Source organism: Curtobacterium sp. VKM Ac-1395, from assembly GCF_015350975.1.
Lineage (GTDB): Bacteria > Actinomycetota > Actinomycetes > Actinomycetales > Microbacteriaceae > Curtobacterium.
In genome coordinates, this window is sequence record NZ_JADKRX010000004.1 from 64,925 (window position 1) to 88,285 (window position 23,361).

The 23,361-nt window shown below is 70.8% G+C and carries 23 protein-coding genes, 1 tRNA gene and 1 riboswitch; of the genes, 16 read left to right on the forward strand and 8 right to left on the reverse strand.

Annotated features, from left to right (window positions below; all coding sequences use genetic code 11):
• The first annotated feature begins 56 nt into the window (after positions 1–56).
• The 6 genes from ITJ68_RS11960 to pstB all read left to right on the forward strand — a co-directional run bounded on the left by ITJ68_RS11960 (position 57) and on the right by pstB (position 7,593).
• Positions 57–2,222, forward strand: a complete 2,166-nt coding sequence (locus tag ITJ68_RS11960; protein WP_194661499.1) for an RNA degradosome polyphosphate kinase — start codon at positions 57–59, stop codon at positions 2,220–2,222.
• On the forward strand, positions 2,219–3,166 hold the full coding sequence (locus ITJ68_RS11965; RefSeq protein WP_194661500.1) for an NUDIX hydrolase: 948 nt from the start codon (positions 2,219–2,221) through the stop codon (positions 3,164–3,166). The genes ITJ68_RS11960 and ITJ68_RS11965 overlap by 4 nt, the downstream gene beginning before the upstream one ends.
• Positions 3,167–3,551: 385 nt before the next feature.
• Positions 3,552–4,661 (forward strand): phosphate ABC transporter substrate-binding protein PstS, encoded by a 1,110-nt coding sequence (locus ITJ68_RS11970; protein WP_194661501.1) that lies wholly within the window; start codon positions 3,552–3,554, stop codon positions 4,659–4,661.
• Between the two features lie 88 nt (positions 4,662–4,749).
• Positions 4,750–5,700, forward strand: coding sequence for a phosphate ABC transporter permease subunit PstC (gene pstC, locus ITJ68_RS11975; RefSeq protein ID WP_194661502.1), 951 nt, complete (start codon positions 4,750–4,752; stop codon positions 5,698–5,700).
• Between the two features lie 14 nt (positions 5,701–5,714).
• Entirely contained in the window at positions 5,715–6,794 is a 1,080-nt protein-coding gene (gene pstA, locus ITJ68_RS11980) for a phosphate ABC transporter permease PstA (RefSeq protein ID WP_194661503.1), read from the forward strand.
• 19 nt (positions 6,795–6,813) lie between these two features.
• Positions 6,814–7,593, forward strand: coding sequence for a phosphate ABC transporter ATP-binding protein PstB (pstB, locus tag ITJ68_RS11985; RefSeq protein ID WP_194661504.1), 780 nt, complete (start codon positions 6,814–6,816; stop codon positions 7,591–7,593).
• Positions 7,594–7,687: 94 nt separating this feature from the next.
• Here the strand turns inward: pstB and ITJ68_RS11990 are convergent, their stop codons facing one another.
• The 3 genes from ITJ68_RS11990 to ITJ68_RS12000 all read right to left on the reverse strand — a co-directional run bounded on the left by ITJ68_RS11990 (position 7,688) and on the right by ITJ68_RS12000 (position 10,282).
• Positions 7,688–8,542 carry an anti-sigma factor domain-containing protein gene (locus ITJ68_RS11990; protein ID WP_194661505.1) on the reverse strand — a complete coding sequence of 285 codons (855 nt, stop codon included), beginning with the start codon at positions 8,540–8,542 and terminating at the stop codon, positions 7,688–7,690.
• The gene (locus tag ITJ68_RS11995; protein ID WP_071273485.1) at positions 8,539–9,138 is read right to left on the reverse strand and encodes a sigma-70 family RNA polymerase sigma factor; all 600 of its coding nucleotides are present in this window, start codon (positions 9,136–9,138) and stop codon (positions 8,539–8,541) included. The genes ITJ68_RS11990 and ITJ68_RS11995 overlap by 4 nt, the downstream gene beginning before the upstream one ends.
• Positions 9,139–9,652: 514 nt before the next feature.
• Positions 9,653–10,282, reverse strand: coding sequence for a DNA-directed RNA polymerase subunit beta (locus ITJ68_RS12000; RefSeq protein ID WP_194661506.1), 630 nt, complete (start codon positions 10,280–10,282; stop codon positions 9,653–9,655).
• Positions 10,283–10,344: 62 nt separating this feature from the next.
• On the opposite strand from ITJ68_RS12000, the gene ITJ68_RS12005 reads away from it, so the two are divergent.
• The 3 genes from ITJ68_RS12005 (at position 10,345) to ITJ68_RS12015 (ending at position 12,090) form a co-directional block, all read left to right on the forward strand.
• A tRNA-Lys gene (locus ITJ68_RS12005) sits at positions 10,345–10,417 on the forward strand.
• Between the two features lie 190 nt (positions 10,418–10,607).
• The gene (locus ITJ68_RS12010) at positions 10,608–11,591 is read left to right on the forward strand and encodes a helix-turn-helix transcriptional regulator (RefSeq protein WP_194661507.1); all 984 of its coding nucleotides are present in this window, start codon (positions 10,608–10,610) and stop codon (positions 11,589–11,591) included.
• Positions 11,592–11,769: 178 nt separating this feature from the next.
• Positions 11,770–12,090: a hypothetical protein gene (locus ITJ68_RS12015; RefSeq protein ID WP_194661508.1), complete on the forward strand. Its 321-nt coding sequence runs from the start codon at positions 11,770–11,772 to the stop codon at positions 12,088–12,090.
• Positions 12,091–12,183: 93 nt separating this feature from the next.
• On the opposite strand, the gene ITJ68_RS12020 is transcribed toward ITJ68_RS12015, so the two are convergent.
• On the reverse strand, positions 12,184–13,116 hold the full coding sequence (locus tag ITJ68_RS12020; protein ID WP_194661509.1) for an aldose 1-epimerase family protein: 933 nt from the start codon (positions 13,114–13,116) through the stop codon (positions 12,184–12,186).
• On the reverse strand, positions 13,113–13,952 hold the full coding sequence (locus ITJ68_RS12025) for a DeoR/GlpR family DNA-binding transcription regulator (RefSeq protein WP_194661510.1): 840 nt from the start codon (positions 13,950–13,952) through the stop codon (positions 13,113–13,115). The genes ITJ68_RS12020 and ITJ68_RS12025 overlap by 4 nt, the downstream gene beginning before the upstream one ends.
• 64 nt (positions 13,953–14,016) lie before the next feature.
• On the opposite strand from ITJ68_RS12025, the gene galT reads away from it, so the two are divergent.
• Positions 14,017–15,114 carry a galactose-1-phosphate uridylyltransferase gene (gene galT / locus ITJ68_RS12030; protein ID WP_194661511.1) on the forward strand — a complete coding sequence of 366 codons (1,098 nt, stop codon included), beginning with the start codon at positions 14,017–14,019 and terminating at the stop codon, positions 15,112–15,114.
• The gene (gene galK, locus ITJ68_RS12035; RefSeq protein ID WP_194661512.1) at positions 15,111–16,247 is read left to right on the forward strand and encodes a galactokinase; all 1,137 of its coding nucleotides are present in this window, start codon (positions 15,111–15,113) and stop codon (positions 16,245–16,247) included. The genes galT and galK overlap by 4 nt, the downstream gene beginning before the upstream one ends.
• Positions 16,248–16,578: 331 nt before the next feature.
• On the opposite strand, the gene ITJ68_RS12040 is transcribed toward galK, so the two are convergent.
• From ITJ68_RS12040 to glyA, 3 genes are all read right to left on the reverse strand, one after another.
• Positions 16,579–17,082, reverse strand: coding sequence for a hypothetical protein (locus ITJ68_RS12040; RefSeq protein WP_194661513.1), 504 nt, complete (start codon positions 17,080–17,082; stop codon positions 16,579–16,581).
• Between the two features lie 65 nt (positions 17,083–17,147).
• Complete coding sequence (locus tag ITJ68_RS12045) at positions 17,148–18,059, reverse strand: tetrahydrofolate dehydrogenase/cyclohydrolase catalytic domain-containing protein (RefSeq protein ID WP_194661793.1); 912 nt, start codon at positions 18,057–18,059, stop codon at positions 17,148–17,150.
• A 38-nt stretch (positions 18,060–18,097) separates the two neighbouring features.
• A complete protein-coding gene (gene glyA, locus ITJ68_RS12050) occupies positions 18,098–19,312 on the reverse strand; it encodes a serine hydroxymethyltransferase (RefSeq protein WP_416354651.1) in 1,215 nt (404 codons plus the stop codon).
• A 172-nt stretch (positions 19,313–19,484) separates the two neighbouring features.
• Positions 19,485–19,570, reverse strand: a riboswitch (ZMP/ZTP riboswitch).
• A 37-nt stretch (positions 19,571–19,607) separates the two neighbouring features.
• Here glyA and clpS point away from each other — a divergent pair.
• Genes clpS through ITJ68_RS12075 form a run of 5 tightly spaced genes read left to right on the forward strand, consistent with a single transcriptional unit; the run spans position 19,608 to position 23,296 of the window.
• On the forward strand, positions 19,608–19,925 hold the full coding sequence (clpS, locus tag ITJ68_RS12055; protein WP_194661514.1) for an ATP-dependent Clp protease adapter ClpS: 318 nt from the start codon (positions 19,608–19,610) through the stop codon (positions 19,923–19,925).
• 8 nt (positions 19,926–19,933) lie between these two features.
• Positions 19,934–20,398, forward strand: coding sequence for a DUF2017 family protein (locus ITJ68_RS12060; RefSeq protein ID WP_194661515.1), 465 nt, complete (start codon positions 19,934–19,936; stop codon positions 20,396–20,398).
• Positions 20,395–21,324 (forward strand): GNAT family N-acetyltransferase, encoded by a 930-nt coding sequence (locus ITJ68_RS19590; RefSeq protein WP_194661516.1) that lies wholly within the window; start codon positions 20,395–20,397, stop codon positions 21,322–21,324. Before ITJ68_RS12060 ends, ITJ68_RS19590 begins: the two co-directional genes overlap by 4 nt.
• A 49-nt stretch (positions 21,325–21,373) precedes the next feature.
• Positions 21,374–21,799: a MarR family winged helix-turn-helix transcriptional regulator gene (locus ITJ68_RS12070; protein ID WP_194661517.1), complete on the forward strand. Its 426-nt coding sequence runs from the start codon at positions 21,374–21,376 to the stop codon at positions 21,797–21,799.
• 18 nt (positions 21,800–21,817) lie between these two features.
• Positions 21,818–23,296: an MFS transporter gene (locus ITJ68_RS12075; RefSeq protein ID WP_194661518.1), complete on the forward strand. Its 1,479-nt coding sequence runs from the start codon at positions 21,818–21,820 to the stop codon at positions 23,294–23,296.
• Positions 23,297–23,361: the final 65 nt, after the last annotated feature.

Consider the following 23,361-nt stretch of genomic DNA (forward strand, 5'->3'; position numbering starts at 1 on the left):
CCACAGGCACGCCCTCCGGCCCTCCGACCGCAGCACGCGGGTGGCAGGATGTGGGCATGGACACCGAACCGCAGCTCGACGGCGACTCCGTCTCGAACGACCTCGACGACTTCGACGAGGTCGTCGAGGTCGAGCACGAGTCCCTGCCGTCGGACCGCTACTTCGACCGCGAGATCAGCTGGCTCCGGTTCAACCAGCGGGTCCTCGAACTGGGTGAGGACCGCACGGTCCCGCTGCTCGAGCGCGCCAACTTCCTGGCGATCTTCGCGTCGAACCTCGACGAGTTCTTCATGGTCCGCGTCGCCGGTCTCAAGCGCCGCATCGACACCGGCATCGCCGTCCCGACGAACGTCGGCCGCGCACCGAGCGACGTCCTCCGGGACATCGCCAAGAAGGCCCACGAGCTGCAGGACCGCCACGCGCAGGCCTTCATCGGCTCGCTGAAGCCCGACCTCGACGCCGCCGGCCTGCACATCGAGCACTGGTCCGACCTGGGGGAGGACGACCGCGCCCGCATGCGCGAGTACTTCGCCGAGCAGATCTTCCCCGTCCTGATGCCCCTCGCGGTGGACCCGGCACACCCGTTCCCGTACATCTCCGGCCTGTCGCTGAACCTCGCGGTGCGCGTGCGCAACCCGAAGTCGCAGCGGCAGGAGTTCGCGCGGCTCAAGGTCCCGCAGAACTTCTCGCGACTGATCAAGCTGCCGGACGACAACTCCGGGCGCATGCGCTTCATCCCGCTCGAGGACCTCATCGCCAACCACCTCGGCGACCTGTTCCCGGGGATGGAGGTCCTCGAGCACCACGTCTTCCGCGTCACCAGGAACGAGGACGTCGAGATCGAGGAGGACGAAGCCGAGAACCTCATCCAGGCCCTCGAGCGCGAGCTGCTGCGTCGCCGCTTCGGTCCGCCCATCCGCCTCGAGATCACCGAGGACATGGACCCGGTGACGCTCGACCTGCTCGTCCGGGAGCTCGACATCACGGAACAAGAGGTCTACCGGCTGCCGTCCCCGCTGGACCTCGGCTGCCTGTTCGAGATCTCGAAGATCAACCGGCCCGACCTGCACTACCCGAAGCACGTGCCGACCACCCCCGTGCAGTTCCAGCCGGGCGAACCGAACACCAAGCCCGACCTGTTCCGTGCCATCGCGGCCAGGGACGTCCTCGTGCACCACCCGTACGAGTCCTTCGCCACGAGCGTGCAGGCCTTCCTCGAGCAGGCGGCCGCCGACCCGAACGTGCTCGCGATCAAGCAGACGCTGTACCGCACGTCGGGCGACTCCCCCATCGTGGAAGCCCTCATCGACGCCGCCGCTGCGGGCAAGCAGGTGCTCGCGCTGGTCGAGATCAAGGCGCGCTTCGACGAGCAGAACAACATCACCTGGGCCCGCAAGCTCGAGAAGGCCGGCGTGCACGTGGTCTACGGCCTGGTCGGGCTGAAGACGCACTCCAAGCTCGTGCTCGTCATCCGACAAGAGGGCGGCACGCTCAAGCACTACAGCCACATCGGCACGGGCAACTACAACCCGAAGACCTCGCGCATCTACGAGGACATGGGGCTGTTCACGGCGGACGACGTCGTGGGCAAGGACCTCACCCGCCTGTTCAACGAGCTCTCCGGGTACGCGATCGAGAAGAAGTTCAAGCGGCTGCTGGTCGCTCCGCTGCACCTGCGGAAGGGCCTGCTCAAGCGCATCCAGGTCGAGGCCGACAACGCCCGCGCTGGACTGCCCTCAGGCATCCGGATCAAGGTCAACTCGATGGTCGACGAGCAGATCATCGACGCCCTCTACCTGGCCAGCCAGGCCGGCGTGCCGATCGACGTCCTGGTGCGCGGCATCTGCTCGCTCAAGCCCGGGCTCGAGGGCGTCAGCGAGACGATCCGCGTGCGCAGCGTCGTCGGGCGGTACCTCGAGCACTCCCGCGCGTTCGCCTTCCACAACGACGGCGACCCGTTCGTGTTCATCGGCAGCGCCGACATGATGCACCGCAACCTCGACCGCCGCGTCGAGGCCCTGGTGCGCCTGTCCGACCCGGCCCACGTGAACGAGGTCACCGAGGTCTTCGACCTGGCGATGGCCGAGACCACCAGCTCGTGGCACCTCGAGTCCGACGGCGAGTGGACCCGCCACTCCACGGACCAGGACGGCCACCCGTTCGACGACGTGCAGAATGTGATCATGCGGAAGATCTCGGCGCGGAAGCGCTCCACGCGGTGAGCGGCACCTCCGCAGGCCCCGTCCTCGCGGCGGGGGCAGTGGTGTGGCGCGAGCAGGACGGGGAGCCGCTCGTGCTCCTGGTCCACCGTGAGTACCACAAGGACGTCTCCTTCCCCAAGGGCAAGGTCGACCCGGGCGAAGCGGTCCCCACGGCCGCCGTCCGCGAAGTCCTCGAGGAGACCGGCCACCGCGTCCACCTCGGCGCCCCGCTCGGCACCGCGGAGTACGTCCTGCCGAACGGCCGCGACAAGGTCGTGCAGTACTGGGCGGCCCGGGTGTCCTCGAAGGAACTCGAGCGCGCCGGCACGTTCCGTCCGAACCACGAGGTCGCCGCGATCGAGTGGGTGACGATCGACGACGCCCGCGCCCGGCTCACCTACGCCCGCGACGTCGAGATCCTCGAGCGCTTCGCCGAGCGTGTCGACACCGGCCAGCACCGCACCTTCGCGCTCATCGCCCTGCGGCACGCCAAGACCACGCCGGGCTCCGACTGGCACGGCCCCGACGCCTCCCGGCCGCTCCTGGCCGTCGGTCGTGCGCAGGCGAAGGCCGCTGCGGCACCGATCGCCGCGTTCGGCCCGAAGAAGATCATCAGCAGCACGGCCGCACGGTGCCTGGCGACCGTCGAGCCCCTCTCCGACCGGGTCAAGCTCGGCGTCTCGAGCACGCCCGACATCAGCCAGGACGCCCACGAGCAGGGCTCCGCCGACGTCAAGGGCGTCGTGCGCAAGCGCCTCGCGAAGGGCAAGTCCGCCGTGTTCTGCTCGCACGGCCCGGTGCTGCCCGACATCGTCGCGCGGATCGCCACGGACACCACCGACGACACCGACCGCTTCGACCTGCGCCGTGCCGCGATGCTGTCGGTCGGCGACTTCGCCGTGCTGCACATCGCCGACGACACGCTCGTCGCCGTCGAGACGCACCGCAACACCGTCACGGCGTAGCGCGACGCCCCGGGCGCACCTGCGCTGCAGCGCCCGCGTCACGACCAGGACCCAGACCCGGACTTGGACCCAGACCCAGACCCAGACCCGGTCCCGGTCCCGGTCCCGGAACCGACCCCGGCACCGGCCCCGTCACCCGGTGTCACCGCGCGCCCGAGCCAGCGCCAGCCTCCCGTCCGCCGCCGGGCACGCTGTTCCCGATCCTGCCCCCGGAACCGCCCCCGTGCTCGCGTTCCGCGCCGCGTCACCCCCTCGTTCACCTCCCGTTCACCGGCGGGCGTCATCCCGGTCACTTCGCGTCCCTACAGTCGCTCGCGGGTCGGCACCGGCCCACGGGACTGAACAGCGGTCCCACCTGCACTCCACATTCCCCGAAGGGACCCCTGTGAACATCAAGCGAATCGGTTCGATCGCAGCAATCGCGATCGCCGGCGCAGTCGTGCTCTCCTCGTGCGCGGCGAACGAAGGCGGCGCGGGCAGCACCTCGTCGGCTTCCGCCTCGGGTGTCGACTACTCGAAGCTCTCCGGCACCCTCACCGCGTCGGGCTCCTCCGCGCAGCAGACCGCCGAGACCGTCTGGGGCACCGGCTTCCAGGACCAGGCCTCCGGCGTCACGGTCAACTACTCGCCGGACGGCTCCGGCGCCGGCCGCAAGAACTTCATCTCCGGCGCGGCGGACTTCGCCGGCTCGGACGCAGCGCTCTCCGACGAGGAGCTCGCCGGCACCTTCGCGAACTGCGCGGCGGACTCCAAGGCCATCGACATCCCGGTCTACATCTCCCCGATCGCCATCGCCTTCAAGGTCGACGGCGTCAAGGACCTGACGCTCGACGCCAAGACCATCGCGGGCATCTTCTCCGGCAAGATCACGAAGTGGGACGACTCCCAGATCGCCGACCTGAACAAGGACGCGAAGCTGCCGAGCGCGAACATCACCGTCGTGCACCGCTCGGACGACTCGGGCACCACGCAGAACTTCTCCGAGTACCTGTCGGCGAACGCTGGTGACGTCTGGACCGAGGCGCCCAGCCAGACCTTCCCGTACCAGGTCGGCGACGGCGCTGCGAAGGGCTCCGGTGTGGCCTCGGCCATGCAGGGCGCGACCAACGCGATCACCTACATCGACGACTCCGGTGCGGGCGACCTCGACAAGGCCAAGCTCATGGTCGGCGACAAGGCCACCGAGCTCTCCGCTGACGGCGCTGCCAAGGTCGTCGCGGACTCCGAGACGGTCTCCGGCCGCGAGACGAACGACCTCGCGATCGACATCAACCGCAAGGACACCGCCGAGGGCGCCTGGCCGCTCGTGCTCGTCTCCTACGCCATAGCGTGCCAGGAGTACAAGGACGCCGACAAGGCCGACCTGGTCAAGTCGTACCTGACCTACGTCGTGTCGGACGACGCCCAGAAGGCCGCCGCGACGGAGGCCAAGTCGGCCGCCCTCTCGTCGGACCTCGGCAAGAAGGCCGCTGACGCGGTCGCCTCGATCAAGTAACAACTCCTCACCGAGAGCCCGGGTGCCGGTCCTCCCACGGACCGGCACCCGGGCACTTCCCCGTCTCCCGACAGGAGTCCCACGCCCCATGACCTCCGCACCCGTCCAGCAAGGCGCTTCCCTCGCCCCGGCGAAGGCCAAGTCCGTCGTCCGTGTCGGCGACCGTGTCTTCTCCGCCGCCTCCGTCATCTCCGGCGGCCTCATCCTGGTCGTGCTCGCGCTGGTCGCCGCCTTCCTCGTCTGGCAGAGCATCCCCGCCTTCTCCGCCAAGGTCGGCGAGCTGCCCAACCAGGCGGCGAACTTCTGGGACTACGTCGGACCGCTCGTCTTCGGCACCATCTGGTCGGCGCTCCTGGCGCTCGTCATGGCGGTCCCGCTCGCGCTCGGGATCGCGCTCTTCATCTCGCACTTCGCACCGCGGCGAATCGCACCGCTGCTCGGCTACGTCATCGACCTGCTCGCCGCGGTCCCGTCGGTCGTCTACGGCCTGTGGGGCATCGTGGTGCTGTCGCAGTTCGTCAAGCCCTTCTACGCGTTCCTCAACGAGTACTTCGGCTGGATCCCGCTGTTCTCCGGGCAGGTGTCCGGCACCGGTCGCACGATCCTCACGGCGGCGATCGTCCTCGCCGTCATGACGATCCCGATCATGACGGCGATCATGCGCGAGATCTTCCTGCAGGCGCCGACCCTCAACGAAGAGGCCGCGCTCGCCCTCGGCGCCACGCGCTGGGAGATGATCCGCCTGTCGGTCCTGCCGTTCGCCAAGTCCGGGATCGTGTCCGCGATCATGCTCGGCCTCGGCCGTGCGCTCGGCGAGACGATGGCGATCGCCCTCGTGCTGTCGGTGTCGACGAACATCTCGTTCAAGCTGCTCACGTCCCTCAACCCGTCGACCATCGCTGCGAACATCGCCCTGCAGTTCGCCGAGGCGTCCGGAACGGCCCTGAACGCGCTCATCGCGTCCGGTCTGATCCTGTTCGTCATCACCCTGGTCATCAACATGCTCGCGCGCTACATCGTGCGCCGACGCGTCAGCTGAGAGGTCGCACCCCGATGTCCCTCGCAATCCGTCCGACCGGCGGCAACGTCTTCGCCAACGGCAAGCTGCACACCTCCGTCCCGTGGCTGCTCCTCGCCGGCAGCTGGGTCGCCCTGGCCCTCGTCTTCGCCCTGCTCAACGCCGGCGGCGCCGTCAAGGACTTCAACGTCGTCGCCGCGGTCTTCCTCGGCACGGTCCTGTTCGACGTCCTCATCGTGGTCGTCTCCCGGATCGTCGAGGGGGGCCGCAAGGCAGTCGACCGCCTGGTCACGTCGCTCGTCATCACGGCGTTCGTCATCGCCGTGCTCCCGCTGGTGTCGCTGCTCTGGACAGTCCTCGCGGACGGCCTGGCCCGGTTCGACGTCGCGTTCTTCTCGTACTCGATGCGCGGGGTCATCTCCGTCGGTGGCGGTGCCCTGCACGCCCTGATCGGCACGCTCGAGATCACCCTGTTCGCGGCCGTCATCAGTGTCCCGATCGGCCTGCTCACCTCGATCTACCTCGTCGAGTACGGCCGTGGGGCCCTGGCCCGCGGCATCACGTTCTTCGTCGACGTCATGACGGGCATCCCCTCGATCGTCGCCGGCCTGTTCGCCTACTCGCTGTTCGCGCTGTTCCTCGGCCCGGGCGCACGGTTCGGCCTGGTCGGCTCCATCGCCCTCGCGGTCCTGATGATCCCGATCATCGTGCGCTCCACCGAAGAGGTCCTGAAGATCGTGCCGATGGAACTCCGCGAGGCCTCGTACGCCCTCGGTGTCCCGAAGTGGCTGACGATCGTCAAGGTCGTGCTCCCCACCTCGCTCGCCGGCATCACGACGGGCGTCATGCTCGCCATCGCCCGCGTCATCGGTGAGACCGCTCCCCTGCTGGTGACGGCCGGCTACACGTCGAGCATGAACTACGACCTGTTCGGCAACCCGATGATGACCCTGCCGGTGTTCGCGTACACGCAGTACTCGCAGCAGGGCGCCAACCCGGTGCCGTTCGTCGACCGGGCCTGGACCGCAGCACTGGTCCTGATCCTCATCGTGATGCTGCTGAACCTGCTCGCCCGGTTCATCACGCGTCTCTTCGCCCCCAAGCTCTCCCGCTAGCCCCCCGGAAGGTCACACTGTGTCCAAGCGCATCGAGGTCGACGGCCTCAACGTCTACTACTCGAAGTTCAAGGCGGTCGAGGGCGTCGACATGACGATCGAGCCCCGCACCGTCACCGCCTTCATCGGCCCGTCCGGCTGCGGCAAGTCCACGTTCCTCCGCACGCTCAACCGCATGCACGAGGTCATCCCCGGCGCCTACGTCGAGGGCTCGGTCAAGGTGGACGGCGACGACCTGTACGCCCCCGGCGTGGACCCGGTCATCGTCCGACGCCAGGTCGGCATGGTGTTCCAGCGCCCGAACCCGTTCCCGACGATGTCCATCAAGGACAACGTGCTGGCCGGCGTGAAGCTCAACAACAAGCGGGTCAGCCGCTCGGAGGCCGACGACATCGTCGAGCGGTCCCTGCAGGGCGCGAACCTGTGGAACGAGGTCAAGGACCGCCTCGACAAGCCCGGCATGGGCCTGTCCGGTGGTCAGCAGCAGCGTCTCTGCATCGCCCGTGCCATCGCCGTCCAACCGGACGTCCTGCTCATGGACGAGCCGTGCTCCGCGCTCGACCCGATCTCGACCCTCGCCATCGAGGACCTGATCGGTGAGCTCAAGAAGGACTTCACGATCGTGATCGTGACCCACAACATGCAGCAGGCCTCGCGCGTCAGCGACAAGACCGCGTTCTTCAACATCGCGGGCACCGGCAAGCCCGGTCACCTCATCGAGTACGACGACACCGCGACGATCTTCTCGAACCCGTCCGTCAAGTCGACCGAGGACTACGTCTCCGGCCGCTTCGGTTGATCGGCAGCGCGTCCGTCGCCTGAGACGCAACGCAGAAGAGGCCCGGTCCACGTCCCACAGGACGGCATCGGGCCTCTTCGCGTTGTTCCGCCGGCTACGCGGACGTGGTCGGGACCGCGACGATCGGCGTCGTCGTCGGCTGCTTCGACCCACCGGCCGGCTCGACGGTGATGCCCACGGTGGCGCCCTGCGACTTCGAGCCGCTCAGCACCGCCGAGCGGACTCCGCCGTCGACGTCGTTCATCAGGCCAGCGGACTCGATGGTGCCGCCCGACTCCGCAGAACCGATGTACCAGAGCTCGTAGGTCTTGTCCTTCGGCGCGGCCTTCACGCCGTCGAGGATGACGGCCGACTTGCCGAGCTGGTCGGACCAGACGACCGTGGCCGTCCCGCCGCCCTTGACCGACGACGTGCTCCGAGCGAAGTCCGGGGACGCGTAGATCTGGTCGAGGCCGGAAGCTGCCTGCGAGCTCGTCGGCCCGGGGTTCGAGCCACCGTCGAAGAGCACACCACCAGCGCCGAGACCGACGCCGAGGAAGACGACACCCACCGCAGCTGCGGCGGTGAGGAACCCAGCGGGACGCTGGAACCAGCGACGGTGTGCGGCAGCACTGGCCGACCCGCCGGCGGAGGCGAGGTCCGTGACGGGGGCGATCGGGGCCTCCTGGACGGGTTCCTGCTCCTCGGCACGGGCGTGAGCCGGTCCGGCCGACGCCTGCGGCGTGGTCTGGATCGCGGCCATCAGCGATACCTTGAGGGACGCCGGCGGCTCGATCGGCTCGACCGCGTAGGCCAGTGCCCTGGCGGTCTCGGAGAGGGAGTCGGCCTCGGCGCGGAGTTCGGGGAAGGCCGCGAGGGCCTCTTCGATGTCGTGGCGCTCCGCGTCGCTGAGGGCGTCGAGCGCATAGGAGCCGGTCAGGAGCGCGGGGTCGTCGTGTCGTTGGGTCATGACGTCACCCCCATCTCGTCGCGTAGACGGATCATCCCGTCGCGGAGACGGGTCTTCACGGTGCCGATCGGCACTCCGAGTTGTTCGGCCATCTCGCTGTGCGAGTAGCCGCCGTAGTAGGCCAGCTGGACTGCCTGGCGCTGGAACTCCGTCAGGCGGCCGAGGGCACGGCTGACGCGTTCGTGTTCGATGCGGATCTCGACCGATTCCGACACCTGGTCGAACCCGGACTCGAAGTCGCGGATGCCGATCTTGGTGTCGCGGTCGCGGGAGGACTGTGCGGCCCGGACCCGGTCGACGGCGCGGCGGTGCGCCATGGTCAGCACCCAGCTGGCGGCACTGCCGCGCTTGGTGTCGAACTTGGCGGCCTGCTGCCAGACCTCGAGGAAGACCTCTTGTGCCACTTCCTCGGACTGGGCGCGGTCCTTGAGGAGCCGCGTGATCAGGCCGAGGACGCGACCCGAGAGTTCGTCGTAGAGCTCGGAGAAGGCCTGTTGGTCGCCTTGGGCGACACGGAGGAGGAGGAGATCCGGCGACGCGGGTGCTGGCTCATCCGAGCTCCAACTGTCCGTGTCGCGTTCCACGAGGGCAAGCATTGCAGGTTTTCCTCCTTCCGGTGTCGTGCGTTCGTGCGGCGTTCAGGTTGCTTCGTTCAGGTTGCTTCGTTCAGGTTGTGACGAGGGCCTGCACGACCCGCAGGGAATTGACCAGCCGGTGGAGCCGGACCGCGTCGCACAGGACCTCGCCGTGTGACGTTCCGTGAAGTCGGTCACGCTGATGATTCGGCACCCTCGCCCTGTCGGATTGGCCCGGGTGGCTGCGGTTTCCCGCAAGCCGTCCGTGGCGCGCCCGGGAACCGGTCTGTCCACCGTGAGTGAACAGGGCAGCGCGCACAGGCTGCGTCTCCTACAATTGACATCGCCGGGCCGCAGCAAGCCCCGGGCTCCAAAATTCGCCGCTTCGAGCGGCCTCGCGCCGAGAGGCGCTTCTGCGGCCCGGTCTTTCTCTGCCCTCTCGCGGGTCGCGTTCGGCGTGCTTGCACGCCGAACCTGCCGTTCCTGCCTGGAGGCTCGGCTGCTGTCCGGCGGGTCGGTCCGGTCTGACGCGTGCTCAGTCCAGGGCGTCGCGGCGCCAGAGTGCCGCTGCCGCCGACAGGTCCTCGGCGAGCTCGGCCAGGCGGAAGGCACGGACGGTCAACACGCTCGCGCGCTCCTCGGCCGTGACGTCGGAGTCGTCCGCGACGCTCGTGGCTCCCGCTGCGGCGAGACGGCAGAAGGCGGCACCGCGGTCGAGTGCCACCGCGAAGTCGCCCGTGTAGAGCCCGTGCAGGATGCTGTCCGCGAGCGCGAGGATCTCTGCGGGACCCGTCGGGGCCTCGGCGCCGGCGACGGCCTGGTCGATCGTGCGGATGCGTTCCGTGCCGCGGGTGAAGAGGTAGGCGACCTCGTCCGGGTTCTGCCGGATCACCGTGCGCATGAGGTAGATCCGCCACAGGGTGCCCGGCAGGGTGTGCGGCCCCACGCGTGCCCAGAGCTCGGCGACGGCTTCGATCCCGTGCACGTCGGTGTACGTCACGAGGCGCTCGACCACGGCGGGGTCCGGGTCCTGCCGCACGCGGTGGAGCAGCGCGTTGGCGGTCTCGTGCGCGACGCGGTTGACCAGCGCGGGGTCCTCGCCGCCCTTGATGGCAGCGAACTCGGCGTCGGTGAAGTGGACTGGACGGTGGTGATCGCGAGGCACCCGGGAAGTGTAGGCGGCGCCGGTGACACGGGCATCCCGTCGCCCGATACCCTGGTGGACGAGGGCCTCTAGCTCAGTTGGTAGAGCACCGGACTTTTAATCCGAGGGTCGTGGGTTCGAGCCCCACGGGGCCCACCTGCCGATGAGATCGCACTTCGAGTCGCGTCCCGGGTCAGCGAGGCGACACGAAGTGCGATCTCACGTGGGTCGGGGCGGCTCGGCGCAATGTGTCCCAGGGGTGCCGGAAAGGTCGCAGACCGCGGCACGGTTGAACTCGGCCTCGACGCGACATAGCGTGGATCGAGTCCTCTGAGAGGAGGCCGCGATGACCACCGAGCCGCACGCCCCCCGCGCAGCGACCACCCCCGCGCCACAGCGGCCCCTGGTGTCGGTCGCCGGGCAGGACACCGACTCGGCGATCACGTCCCTCGCCGGCATGTACGCCGGCAAGGCCTGGTACTCCCGCCCGGTCGACGAGAGCTTCTGGTACCGCTACGTCGGTGTCGGCGACGACCAGCTCAGCATCCGACGCTCGCAGATGCACGGGTACCTCCGCGGTGACGTGGCCGTCGAGGGCGAGGTCGTCGTGCAGTGGCTCGAACGTGGGCGGGCGCGGGTCGACGTCGGGCGCGACGAGGTCAGGATGCAGCCTGGCGTCCCGACGATGTTCCCCGTCGAGCGCCGCTTCGAGATGGAGTACGAGGACTGGGACCAGCGCCTGGTGCACGTCGACCGCAGTCTGCTCCTCGACGTCGCCTCCGAACGCTGGCTCGTCGACGGCACGCTGTCGTTCGACCGTGCCGCGCCGCAGGATCCCGCAGCGGTCGCCCGCTGGCGGACCGCGGTGTCCGGTGCCGTGCACACGCTCCGCGAGGACGGCCAGGCCTCGCTCGCCTGGCACGAAGCCCGACGCGACGTCGCCCGCGCGCTGCTGGCCCTGTACCCGCTGGAGGCCGATCTCCTCGGCGCCGACTCCGGCGACCCCGCCCACCGACGACTCCGCGGTGCGGTCGAGTACATCCACGAGCACGTGCACGAGCCACTCACCGTCGCCGACATCGCCCGGGCCGCAGGGCTGAGCGTCCGCGGCACCCAGGACGCCTTCCAACGGACGCTCGACACGACGCCGATGGCCTACGTGCGGGACGTCCGACTGAGTCGCGCGCACGAGGAGCTGCAGTCGCTCGACCCGCGGTCGTCGTCCGTGGCCGAGGTCGCCCGGCGCTGGGGGTTCGCGCACATGGGTCGGTTCTCCTCGACCTACGCCACCCGGTTCGGGGAGTACCCCCGCCAGACGCTGCGACAGTGACGCACTGACCCTGCCATCGTCGCGGGGTACAACCCGTCCCCAGCGTTCTCATGGTGAACCCACTGCGCACACCGGCCGATCCACAGCAGGCAGGTGGGTCCACGCCGTTAGTGTCGTTCCCGGATCCACTGCTCGTGGGTCGACCGCACCACCAGGAACGAAACGAACGGGGTACACCGTGATCGAGCACATCGACGCCACGCACACCAGCACCACCGGGGAAGCGCGCCGCATCGTCGAGCTCGCCGCAGCGACGAACACCACCATGAGCGACCGGCTCCTGCTGGACACCCTCCGCCGCAGGGCACAGGTCACCACCCGGCACATCCGCACGGACTTCGTCGAGGTCGCCACGGGCTCGAGCGTCCTCGGGTACGTGTGCCGGCAGCGCAAGCAGTTCCTCGCCCTGCGCGGGGACGACCCCGCGTGGGCCCAGGAGATCGGCCGGTACGCCACTGAGTCGCTCGCGGTCGAGGCCCTCCGCATGCGTCGCGCCTGACGCGCCACACTCGACTCCACTGACCACGAACGAAGGCCCCGCCGGCTGACCGGCGGGGCCTTCGTTCGTCCAGCAGAGCGCCGACCGGCGGGCTCAGGACCAGACGCGGTGGATCCCCCACGAGCCGGTCCAGGTCTCGTCGGGCTCGAGCCAACGCAGGCCCTCGCCCGAGTTCAGGGCGTCGGCAGGCGCGGTCATCGGCTCGACCGCGACCGCGAGGCCCTTGCCGTCGCCCCGGGGGAACTCGCGGGAGGTGAAGACCTGCACGTACGGGAAGGACGCGTCCTGCCACAGCTCGACGCCGTCGCCCTCCGGCCCGTGGATCGTCGTCCGACGGATGCCGTCGCTGCCGGGGGTGACGTCGGTGTAGGCGGTGTCGAGGTCCGAGTCCCCGGCACGACGGCCGGCGCGGAGGTCCTGGTCGGTGCCCTCGACGGGCTGCGTGCCGTTCGGGATCTTGCGGTCGTCGACGGTGAACGCGGTGGCGGCGTCGAGCGTGACGACGAGGTCCTCTGCCGGGGTGACGCCGGCGCGGAGGTACGGGTGGGCGCCGACGGCGAACGGTGCCCGCACGTCGGAGCGGTTCGTGATCACGTGCGTGATGCGGATGCCGTCGTCGACGAGCTCGTGGTGCACGCGGGTCTCGAGGGTGAAGGGCCATCCGTGCTGCGGGTGGATCGTGGCCTGCTGCAGGACGGACGACTCGGTCTGGTCCACCACGCGGTACGGCGAGAACCGGAGCAGCCCGTGCGAGGCGTTGCCGTACTTCGGCTCGGAGACGTCCAGCTGCTGCGCTGCACCGTCGAGGTGCCAGACGCCGCCCGCGACGCGGTTCGGCCACGGGACCAGGACGATGCCGTTCGCACCGGCGGGCGCCTGGGACGCCGGGAACGGCTCGGTGAGGTCGAACCCGGCGACGGTGAGCTGGCGGATGCCGGCGGCGACCTCGGTCACGACGGCCTCGACGACCCCGTCCGGGCCGGCGTGACGGAGGTGGTACTGGCCTCCGGTGGGTGCTGCGGTCATGCGCTGTGGTTCCTTCCCGGTGCGGTGTCGTCGGCGACGACGACCTGGACCCCGGCGGCTCGTACGTGCTCGACGAGGTCCGACGGGGCCTCCGCCGTCACGATGACGTCGATGTCGTCGAGGCCGCGGACGACCCCGAGGTGCGCACGGCCGAACTTCGAGCCGTCCACCACCACGACCGTACGCCGGGCCGTCGCGGCGAGCATCCGCTTCGCTTCGGTCTCGGGCAGGTTCACGTTCGTCAGGCCGTGCTCGACGTCGACACCCGTGCCCCCGAGGAACACCACGTCGGCGATGATCATCGGCAGGACCGTGCCGTTGAACGGAGCCACGAGCGAGTGCTGCAGGGGACGGAGCGTGCCGCCCGTGACGACCACCGTGAACCGCGGCACCGCGCGCTCGAGGGCCAGGGCCGTGGTGAGGGAGTTCGTGACGACGGTGACGTCGACCAGGTCCTCGCGGGCGACGAGTGCCTCGGCGACGGCTGCCGGTGTCGTGCCGACGTCGAGCACCACGCACTCCCCGGACCGCACGAGCGCCGCGGCGGCGCGGCCGATCGCTGCCTTGGCCGCCCGGTGCTCGACGGCGGTCTCCTCGAACGGCCGCTCCGGTGACCCGACCCCGGGGCGGACCGCACCGCCGTGCACCCGCCTGACCCGGGCCTCCCGGTCGAGGACGGCGAGGTCCTGCCGGACCGTCACCTCGCTGGTGCCGAGCGCTGCGGCGAGCGCCGCGGTCCGGACCAGGCCGGGGGCGCCGTCGACGATGGCGACGATGCGGTCCTGCCGCAGGGGCGCCGGCATCGTGCCGGCGAGGAAGAGGTCGTCGTCGCTCACGGGGACAGTTTCGTCTGCTTCCGATCACTTTCGCAATCCTTCGTTCGTTCGCTAGGCTGTCCGGGTGATCACCAAGCGCGCGACGAAGCTCGCGGACGGCCGCGACCTCATCTACTTCGACGATGCGGACACGCAGCTGCCCGCCGAACGGCACATCGACGAGCGCACGCTCGACCCGCGGCCGGAGACGGCACGGATGCGCCAGGACGTCCTCACCGGCGAGTGGGTCTCGATCGCGAGTGCCCGGCAGAACCGCGTGTTCCTGCCCCCGGCCGACCAGGACCCGCTCGCTCCGCAGACCGCGGCGAACCCGTCGGAGGTCCCGAGTCGGTACGACGTCGCCGTGTTCGAGAACCGGTCCCCGTCGTTCGGACCCGCCCTCGACGCCGACGACGCCCCCGAGTCGCTCGCGTCCCTGTCGGACGTCGGACTGAACCGCCAGCTGCGCTCGGTCGGCCGGTGCGAAGTCGTCTGCTTCTCCCCCGAGACCGCCGGCTCGTTCGCGTCCATCTCCGAGTCCCGCGCCCGCACCGTGGTCGAGGCCTGGGCGGACCGCACCGCCGCACTCTCCGCGATGCCCGGCATCCAGCAGGTGTTCCCGTTCGAGAACCGCGGCGAGGCGATCGGCGTCACGCTGCACCACCCGCACGGGCAGATCTACGCCTACCCCTACGTCACCCCGCGCACGCAACGGCTGCTGGCATCGATCGAACGGTTCGGTCCGGACCTGTTCGAGCAGCACCTGGCGAACGAGCGCGCGTCCGAGCGGGTCGTCCTCGCCGGGGAGCACTTCACCGCCTTCGTGCCGTTCGCCGCGCGCTGGCCCATCGAGATCCACCTGCTGCCGCACCGCCACGTGCCGGACTTCGCCGGGCTGACCGACGCCGAGAAGGACGAGCTCGCGCACATGCACCTGCGCCTGACCCGCGGGCTCGACGCGCTCTACGGCGACCCGACCCCGTACATCGCCGCCTGGCACCAGGCGCCGGTGCACACCGGACGTGACACCGTCCGGCTGATGCTGCAGATCACGTCACCGCGTCGGTCGGCGGACAAGCTGAAGTTCCTGGCCGGCAGTGAAGCCGCCATGGGCGCATGGATCGGGGACCTCGTCCCCGAGAAGGCGGCCGAGTTCATCCGAGGAGGGATCGAACGAGCATGACGTTCCAGCAGGTGTTCGGGCACGAGCCGACGGTGCGGTACTCCGCCCCCGGCCGCGTGAACCTGATCGGTGAGCACACCGACTACAACGAGGGCTACGTCCTCCCCTTCGCGATCGACCGCCGCACCACGGCGTCGATCGCGCCGCGTGCGGACCGCCTGCTGCGGGTCGCCTCGGCGTTCGACCCGGAGACCGTCTTGTCGCTGTCGCTCGACGAGCTGTCGCCCGACGCGATGGACGGCTGGTCGGCGTACGTGTTCGGCATCGCCTGGGCACTGCAGGAACAGGGTGCCGACCTCTCCCGGGCAACCGGCCTCGACATCTACATCGACTCGGACGTCCCCGTCGGCGCCGGCCTGTCCTCGAGCGCCGCGATCGAGTGCGGCGTCGCGCTGGCCTTCAACGACCTGTGGGAGCTCGGCCTCGACCGCAAGCAGCTCGCCCGCGTGGGGCAGTACTCCGAGAACCACGCGGTCGGTGCGCCGACGGGGATCATGGACCAGTCCGCGTCGCTGCTCGGCGAGCAGGATGCCGTCGTGTTCCTCGACTGCCGCACGCTCGACACCGCGGTGGTCGACATGGCGCTGCAGGCCGAGGGGCTCGAGGTCCTGGTGGTCGACACCCGCGTCGAGCACGCACACGCCACCGGTGGCTACGCCGCACGTCGGGCATCGTGCGAGAAGGGGGCGCAGGTCCTCGGGGTCGAGGCCCTGCGCGACGTCGCGGTGGACGACCTGCCGCGGGCGCAGGAACTGCTGGACGACGAGACCTTCCGCCGCGTGCGGCACATCGTGACCGAGGACCAGCGCGTCCTCGACACCGTCCGCACCCTCCGCGAGCAGGGCGCCCGAGCGATCGGCGACCTGCTCGTCGCGTCGCACGAGTCCATGCGCGACGACTTCGAGATCTCCGTGCCGGAGCTCGACCTGGCCGTCGCGACCGCGATGGCGAACGGGGCCGTCGGCGCGCGGATGACCGGTGGCGGGTTCGGCGGGTCGGCGATCGCGGTGGTCGACCGGGAGGCCCGTGAGACGATCGCGACGGCCGTCACCGCCGCCTTCGCGGACGCGGGGTTCCGCGAGCCGACCGTGTTCACGGTGCACGCGGCGCAGGGCGCGCGGCGCGACAGCTGACGCGGGCGCGTCGACCGGCACCGACGTCGCCCGCCGCGCGGCGCCGGCGCCGCGGCGCTGCAGCCGGCGCTGCCGTCACGCGGCGTCGCCTGGCGTCGCACAGCCGAAACCGGCTCGCGCCACGAACTTCCGTGGCGCGAGCCGGTTTCCGTTGTGCGGCGCCGGTCCGCGCCGCGGCTCCCGCGCCGCGGCCCGCCTGCCGGGGTCGGCACGAGCCTCCAGGCCGAGCCTCGGGTGGGCGGACGTCGTGCGGCTTGCCGACGCCGCGCGATGTCCGCAGAGGTGAGACTCGGCGGAGCGGCAGCGCAGCGCCGCGCGGCGCAGCGACCGCTCAGCGCGTCATGTGGCCCATCGTGATCGTCGTGCCGCTGAGGGGGAAGGCGTGGACCGGCAGCACCTGGTGCTGGATCTGGTCCATCACGACGTGGCTCTCCCACACCCCGTAGACCAGGACCGCGGCGACGACGAGCACCGGGAGCGCGACGACGGCGGCGACCCGGAACCTGCGGCCGAGGCGCTCGCGACCCCATCGCGCGAGCGTGGGCGGCACGACGACGCCGAGCACGCCGACGAGCACGATGAGCGTGACGGCGAGGGGTGACGGGTGGCCGAGGGCCTCGACCGTCGCTGGCGGGGCGGCGACGACGACCCCGGACGCGTCGGTCCAGTGGCCGTCCGCGTCGACCCCGCCGTAGCCGGCGCTCGCGCTCCACGTGCCGAGCACCCCGAGCACGAACAGGCTGACGATCGTGGCGACGACGACCATCCACCCGCGCAGCTTGGAGCGCCGCTCCTCGACGGCCATCACCGGCACGGCGACCACGTTCTCCCCCATGGGGTGAACGTAGCGCCGCGCCGGCGTGACGGCAACGCCTCGGCGCGACGCCAACGCGTCGGTTACTACTTCAGCCGGCGCTCCGCGGCCTCGACGACGTTCTTCATGAGCATCGCCCGGGTCATCGGTCCGACGCCACCGGGGACCGGCGACATGAAGCCGGCGACGGACGCGACCGCGGGGTCGACGTCGCCGTGCAGCTTGGCCTTCCCCGTCTCGTCGTCCACGACGCGGGTGATGCCCACGTCGATGACCGCGGCGCCCGGCTGGACCCAGTCGGGCTTGACCAGTCCGGCGACCCCGGCGGCAGCGACGACGATGTCCGCACGGCGGCACTCGGCGGCGACGTCGGCGGTCAGGGAGTGGGTGAGGGTGGCGGTGGCCTCGAGCCGGGTGAGCAGCAGGCCGAGCGGGCGCCCGACCGTCAGACCCTGGCCGATGATCGTGACGTGCCTGCCGCGGATCGGGATGTCGTACGCGCGGAGCATCTCGACGATCCCCCGAGGCGTGCACGGCAGGGGTGCATCGATCGTGCCGGCACCACCGGGGACGGCGAGCACGAGCTCCCCGAGGTTCGTCGGGTGCAGGCCGTCGGCGTCCTTCGACGGGTCCATCAGCTCGAGCATGGGCGTCGGGTCGATGCCCTCCGGCAGCGGGAGCTGCACGATGAACGCCGTGACGCGAGGGTCGTCGTTCATCTGCAGGATCGCGGCGCGGATGTCGGCGGCCGAGGCGGTCGCGGGCAGGTCGAGGCGGATCGACTCGATGCCGATCTGCGCCGAGTCACGGTGCTTGCCGGCGACGTACGACAGCGAGCCGGCGTTCTCACCGACCAGGATCGTGCCGAGGCCCGGGTGGATGCCGCGCTCGTGCAGACGGTCGACGCGGACGCGGAGCTCCTCGAGCGTGCGGGCGGCGAGAGCGGTGCCGTCGATGCGCACGGCCGAGTCCTCCCCTGCCCACCGAGCGGTGGGCAGGGGAGCCACCGCGGTGGGCTGGGGAGCCGCCGTGCCGCTCACGCGTACAGCGGGAACGCGTCGGTCAGTGCCTTGACCCGCGCCGAGAGCGCCGCCACGTCCGGGTTCGGCATGAGCGTCAGCGCGATGATGTCCGCGACCTCGGTGAACTCGGCGTCGCCGAACCCACGCGTGGCCAGGGCCGAGGTGCCGATGCGGACACCCGAGGTGACCATCGGCGGGCGCGGGTCGAACGGCACCGAGTTGCGGTTCACGGTGATGCCGACCTCGTGCAGGAGGTCCTCGGCCTGCTTGCCGTCGACCTCGGACTCGCGCAGGTCGACGAGCACCAGGTGCACGTCGGTGCCACCGGTCAGGACGTCGACCCCGGCGGCCTTGGCGTCGTCAGCGGTCAGGCGGGACGCGAGAGCCTGGGCGCCGCGGATGGTGCGCTCCTGGCGGTCCTTGAACTCCGGCGTGCCGGCGAGCAGGAACGCGGTGGCCTTCGCCGCGATGACGTGCATCAGCGGACCACCCTGCTGGCCCGGGAACACGGCGGAGTTCAGCTTCTTGAACAGCGTCTCGTCGTTCGACAGGATCAGGCCCGAGCGCGGACCGGCGAGGGTCTTGTGCACGGTCGTGGACACGACGTGGGCGTGCGGGACGGGCGACGGGTGCAGACCGGCGGCGACGAGGCCGGCGAAGTGCGCCATGTCGACCCAGAGCTTGGCGCCGACCTCGTCCGCGATCTCCCGGAACTTCGCGAAGTCGAGCTGCCGCGGGTACGCCGACCAGCCGGCGATGATGACCTTCGGCTGGTGCTCGACGGCCTTGGCGCGGATGTCGTCGTAGTCGACCTCGAACGTGGTGGGGTCGACGCCGTACGAGACGGCGTTGTAGATGCGCCCGGAGAAGTTGAGCTTCATGCCGTGGGTCAGGTGGCCGCCGTGAGCGAGCTCGAGCCCCAGGATGGTGTCGCCGGCGGAGGCGATGGCGTGCAGGACCGCGGCGTTCGCCGTGGCGCCGGAGTGCGGCTGGACGTTGGCGTAGGCGGCGCCGAACAGGGACTTGGCGCGCTCGATGGCGAGCGACTCGGCGATGTCGACGTACTCGCAGCCGCCGTAGTAGCGCTTGCCCGGGTAACCCTCGGCGTACTTGTTCGTGAGCACGGACCCGACGGACTCGAGCACGGCGCGGGGCACGAAGTTCTCGGAGGCGATCATCTCGAGGGTGTCGCGCTGGCGGCCGAGTTCCTGCTGCAGGACGGCGGCGATCTCGGGGTCGACCTCGCTGAGCGGGGCGTTGAACGCAGCGCGAGCAGCGGCGGCGTCGGAGGCAGCGGGTTCCGCCGCGGCGCCGGACGTCTCGGACACGAACGGGGGCAGATCGGTGATGGACACGGGTCTCCTTGGTGACGAGCCGAACGAGCCGGCGGCGAGGATCGGTCGGCGTGGCCCAGGCGGACGGCCACGCACCGTGTCGAGTGTCGCTCCCTGATGGTGACCCATCCGACGCCAGTCGCGACACCACGATCGTACCGAGCCGCCCGGCCTGTGTCACCCTGGTTGCATGCCCCTGTCGTTCCCGTCCGTCGACGAGCGCGCCGACACCGACGCCGACCTCGACACCCGCGCCAGCGTGCGCCCCGACGTGCCGTGGGTGACCGTGGTGTGGGACGACCCGGTCAACCTGATGTCGTACGTGACCTACGTCTTCCAGACCTACTTCGGGTTCCCGCGTCCCACGGCGGAGCAGCTCATGCACCAGGTGGACGCCGAGGGCCGCGCGATCGTCGCGACGGGCAACCGGGAGCAGATGGAGCTCCACGTCGAGGCGATGCACGGCTACGGCCTGCAGGCCACCGTCGACCGGGCAGCCGGCGAGTGATCCCCTTCGTGCGCCGCTCCGACGGCATCCACCTCGGCCTGGCGTCCGGCGAGCGTTCGGTGCTCACGAGCCTGGTCGAGCAGCTGCAGCAGATCCTCGACGGGGACCTCGACTCCGACCCCGTGACCCTGCGGATGTTCCCGGACGCCTACCCCGGTGACCGCCAGGCGAGTTCCGAGTTCCGGCGCTACACCCGCGACGACCTCCGCACCGGCAAGGCGACGAACGCCGACACCGTGCACGCGTGGCTCACCGGAGGCCGCGACGGTGCCCTGACCGCCGAGGACGAGCAGTCCTGGCTCCGCTGCCTGACCGACCTGCGGCTCACGATCGCGGACCGGCTCGGCATCGTGGACGCCGACACCGAGGCCGCCAGCAGCACCGCCGTCGACGGTGTCGGGCTGCGGGACGTCTACGACTGGCTCGGCTACCTGCAGGAGCACCTCGTCACGACGATGACCGCCCCGCGGTGACGCTCACCTTCCGCGCGTCCACCACCGCCGACCTGGAGGCCCTGCTCGCCTTCACGACGTCGGAACCCGTCGCGTGGACCGGTCCGGACCGGTACCGGGACGAGGCGGCGGCGCACAACCTCCGCCCGGCGTGGTCGTGGCTCGCGCTGCGCGACGGCGTCCCCGTCGGACGGGCGATCTGGTGGGGCGGCGCCGACGCCCACGTCCCCGCCACCCTCGACGACGTGCTCGTGCCCGGGGCGCGCGACGAGCAGGACCGCGTCACGATCGCCGCGGGGCTCCTCCGTGCCGGGGCAGCGTCCTTCGGTGCGACCCCCGAGTGGATCGTCGACGTCGCGGTCGACTGGCGCGACGACCCGGCAGCCGTGGCGTCGGTGGCCTGGCGGGCAGCGGCGGCGAGCGCTGCCGGACTCCCGCGGACGACCGAGCGGATCAGCGTCGCGTGGACACCGGACGCCGACGTGCCAGCGCCCCGCCGGGACCTGACCTTCCGGACCGGTGACGACGACGAGTTCCTCGACCTGTTCGCCCGGGTCACCGTCGGGAGCCTCGACGACCACACCCGCGCGACCGTCGCCCGGCTCGGCGCCAGGGGCACCGCGGCGGACGACCTCGAGTTCTACGCCTCGTTGCCCGGACGCCGCGAGGACTGGCGGATCGCGGTCGGTGCCGACGGTGTCACGCGCGGGTTCGTCCTGGCCACCCGGACGGCCTACGACGCCGCCGTCAGCTACATCGGCGTCCTCCCGCAGCACCGCGGGAACGGGGTCGTCGACGCACTGCTCGCCGAGGCGCTGCGCGTGCACCACGCGGCAGGCGAACCCCGGGTGGTGGGGACGACGGACGCGGCGAACACCCCGATGTGGCGGGCGTTCGAGCGGGCCGGGTTCGGCGTGACGAAGCGGCGAATCGTCTTCGACCACTGATCGACAGGATGCCTTGCAAGTTCACCTGTCGGAGTAGTACCGTCGCGGTATGACCTCCACGGACCCGTCCGACCTCGCCAGTGACCTGCTGGCGCTCCACGGCCGCATCCGCAGGACGACCCTGGTGGGCAAGGCCGACGAGGTCACCGCCTCCCAGTCCGCCGCCCTCGGTCGCCTGGTCCGCGACGGTGCCACGACCACCGCTGACCTCGCCCGGGCCGAGGGCGTCCGCCCACAGTCCATGGGCGCCACGATCCAGGTGCTCGTCGACCTCGGCTTCGTCGACCGCGAGCAGGACCCCACCGACGGTCGTCGCACGATCGTCACCGCCACCGATGCCGGCCGCGCCGCCCGTGAGGACTCCCTCCGTGCCCGCACCCGCACACTCGCCGAGCGCCTCGCGGCGCTCGACCCGGACGACCGCGCGGTCCTCGCGCGGTCGTTCGCCATCCTCCGACCCCTCGTCGAGTCGTGACCAGCCAGGAGGCCCGTGGTGCGTCGCGGACGCACGCCGGGCCTCCTGGCTGGTCGCGTCCCGGCCACCGCACCAAGGCAGGCCACCACGTCCACCTCCACCGCTCCCGTCCCGACGTCCGCTGACCACGGATCCGGCAGCGGCTTCGGCCCGAAGCTGCTGATCCCGGTCCTGGTCGGGCCGCTGTTGAACCCGATCAACACGACGATGGTGTCGGTCGCCCTCGCGCCGATCTCCCGTGATCTGGGCATCGGAGCGTCGCAGGCGATCTGGCTCGTCGCGGCGCTGTACCTGGCGAGTGCCGTGGCGCAGCCGACGATGGGGAAGCTGGCGGACCGGTTCGGCCCGAAGAAGGTGTTCATGGCGGGGCTCGTCGTGGTGGGGATCGCGGGACTCGTGCCCGAGGTGCTGACCGGCTTCGGCGGAGCGGTCTTCGCCCGCGTGCTGATCGGCATCGGGACCTCGTCCGCGTACCCGGCGGCGCTGACGACCCTGCGGCACCACTCCGCGCGCATCGGGAAGCCGACGCCGCCGCTGGTCCTCGGTGCGCTCTCGATCACGTCGCTGGTGTCCGCGGCGGCCGGCCCTCCGCTCGGCGGCGCGCTCATCGCCGGGTTCGGCTGGCACGCGATCTTCCTGGTGAACGTGCCGCTCGCGGTCTTCGGGCTCGTGGTCGCCGGGCTCTGGCTGCCGTCGGACCGACTGCGTCCGCGGTACGACGCCGACGTGCCGGTCCTGACGGCGCTCGACCCGTTCGGCATGGTGCTCATGACGGGCACGGTGTCGGCGCTGCTCGTGTTCCTGCTCGACATCCAGGCGGGCCTGTGGTGGCTGCTCGGCGTCGCGGTCGTGCTGCTCGTCGCCCTGGTGCTCTGGGAGCTGCGCGCCACCCGGCCGTTCGTCGACGTGCGGATGCTCGCGCGGAACGGGGCCCTGACCCGCACCTACCTGCGACTGTTCCTCGTCTACATGCTCGCGTACACGATGACGTACGGGTTCTCGCAGTGGGTGCAGGACGTCGCGGGGTACTCCAGCGACCAGGCCGGCTCCCTCCAGCTGCCGGCGGCGGTGGTCGCCGGGCTCGCATCGGTCCTCGTCGCCCGGCGGACCACGGTGCGCGGGCCCCTCGTCATCGCGGCGACGGTGCCCGCCCTCGGCGGACTGCTGCTGCTCGGGCTGCACACCGGGTCGTCGATCGTGCTGCTGGCCCTCGCGCCGGCGCTGTTCGGGATCCCGCAGGCGCTGGCGTCCGTGTCGAACCAGGCGGCGCTGTACCGGATCGTGCCGCCGGAGTCGATCGGCACGGCCGCTGGGCTGTCCCGCACGAGCGTGTACATCGGGGCGATCGCGGCGTCCTCGCTCATCGGCGGGGTGTTCGGGCAGGCTCCGACGACGCCGGACCTGCACGTGCTCGGGTGGGTGATCGTCGGCATCGCGGTGGTGCTGAGCGCGCTGACGATCGGCGACCGGGCGCTGCGGCGTGGGGCGGAGGCGTAGGGCCGGACCAGTTGTCCACAGGGGCTGCGTGACGGGGCGGGGCGAGCCTCCTGGCCGGTAGCCTG

What these genes read in the sequence shown, in the direction of transcription:
- ITJ68_RS11960 (WP_194661499.1), top strand. Translation starts at nt 57, where the DNA reads ATGGACACCGAACCGCAGCTCGACGGCGACTCCGTCTCGAACGACCTC.
- pstC (WP_194661502.1), top strand. Translation starts at nt 4,750, where the DNA reads ATGACCTCCGCACCCGTCCAGCAAGGCGCTTCCCTCGCCCCGGCGAAG.
- pstA (WP_194661503.1), top strand. Translation starts at nt 5,715, where the DNA reads ATGTCCCTCGCAATCCGTCCGACCGGCGGCAACGTCTTCGCCAACGGC.
- ITJ68_RS11990 (WP_194661505.1), bottom strand. Translation starts at nt 8,542, where the DNA reads ATGACCCAACGACACGACGACCCCGCGCTCCTGACCGGCTCCTATGCG.
- ITJ68_RS11995 (WP_071273485.1), bottom strand. Translation starts at nt 9,138, where the DNA reads ATGCTTGCCCTCGTGGAACGCGACACGGACAGTTGGAGCTCGGATGAG.
- ITJ68_RS12010 (WP_194661507.1), top strand. Translation starts at nt 10,608, where the DNA reads ATGACCACCGAGCCGCACGCCCCCCGCGCAGCGACCACCCCCGCGCCA.
- ITJ68_RS12020 (WP_194661509.1), bottom strand. Translation starts at nt 13,116, where the DNA reads ATGACCGCAGCACCCACCGGAGGCCAGTACCACCTCCGTCACGCCGGC.
- galK (WP_194661512.1), top strand. Translation starts at nt 15,111, where the DNA reads ATGACGTTCCAGCAGGTGTTCGGGCACGAGCCGACGGTGCGGTACTCC.
- ITJ68_RS12040 (WP_194661513.1), bottom strand. Translation starts at nt 17,082, where the DNA reads ATGGGGGAGAACGTGGTCGCCGTGCCGGTGATGGCCGTCGAGGAGCGG.
- clpS (WP_194661514.1), top strand. Translation starts at nt 19,608, where the DNA reads ATGCCCCTGTCGTTCCCGTCCGTCGACGAGCGCGCCGACACCGACGCC.
- ITJ68_RS12070 (WP_194661517.1), top strand. Translation starts at nt 21,374, where the DNA reads ATGACCTCCACGGACCCGTCCGACCTCGCCAGTGACCTGCTGGCGCTC.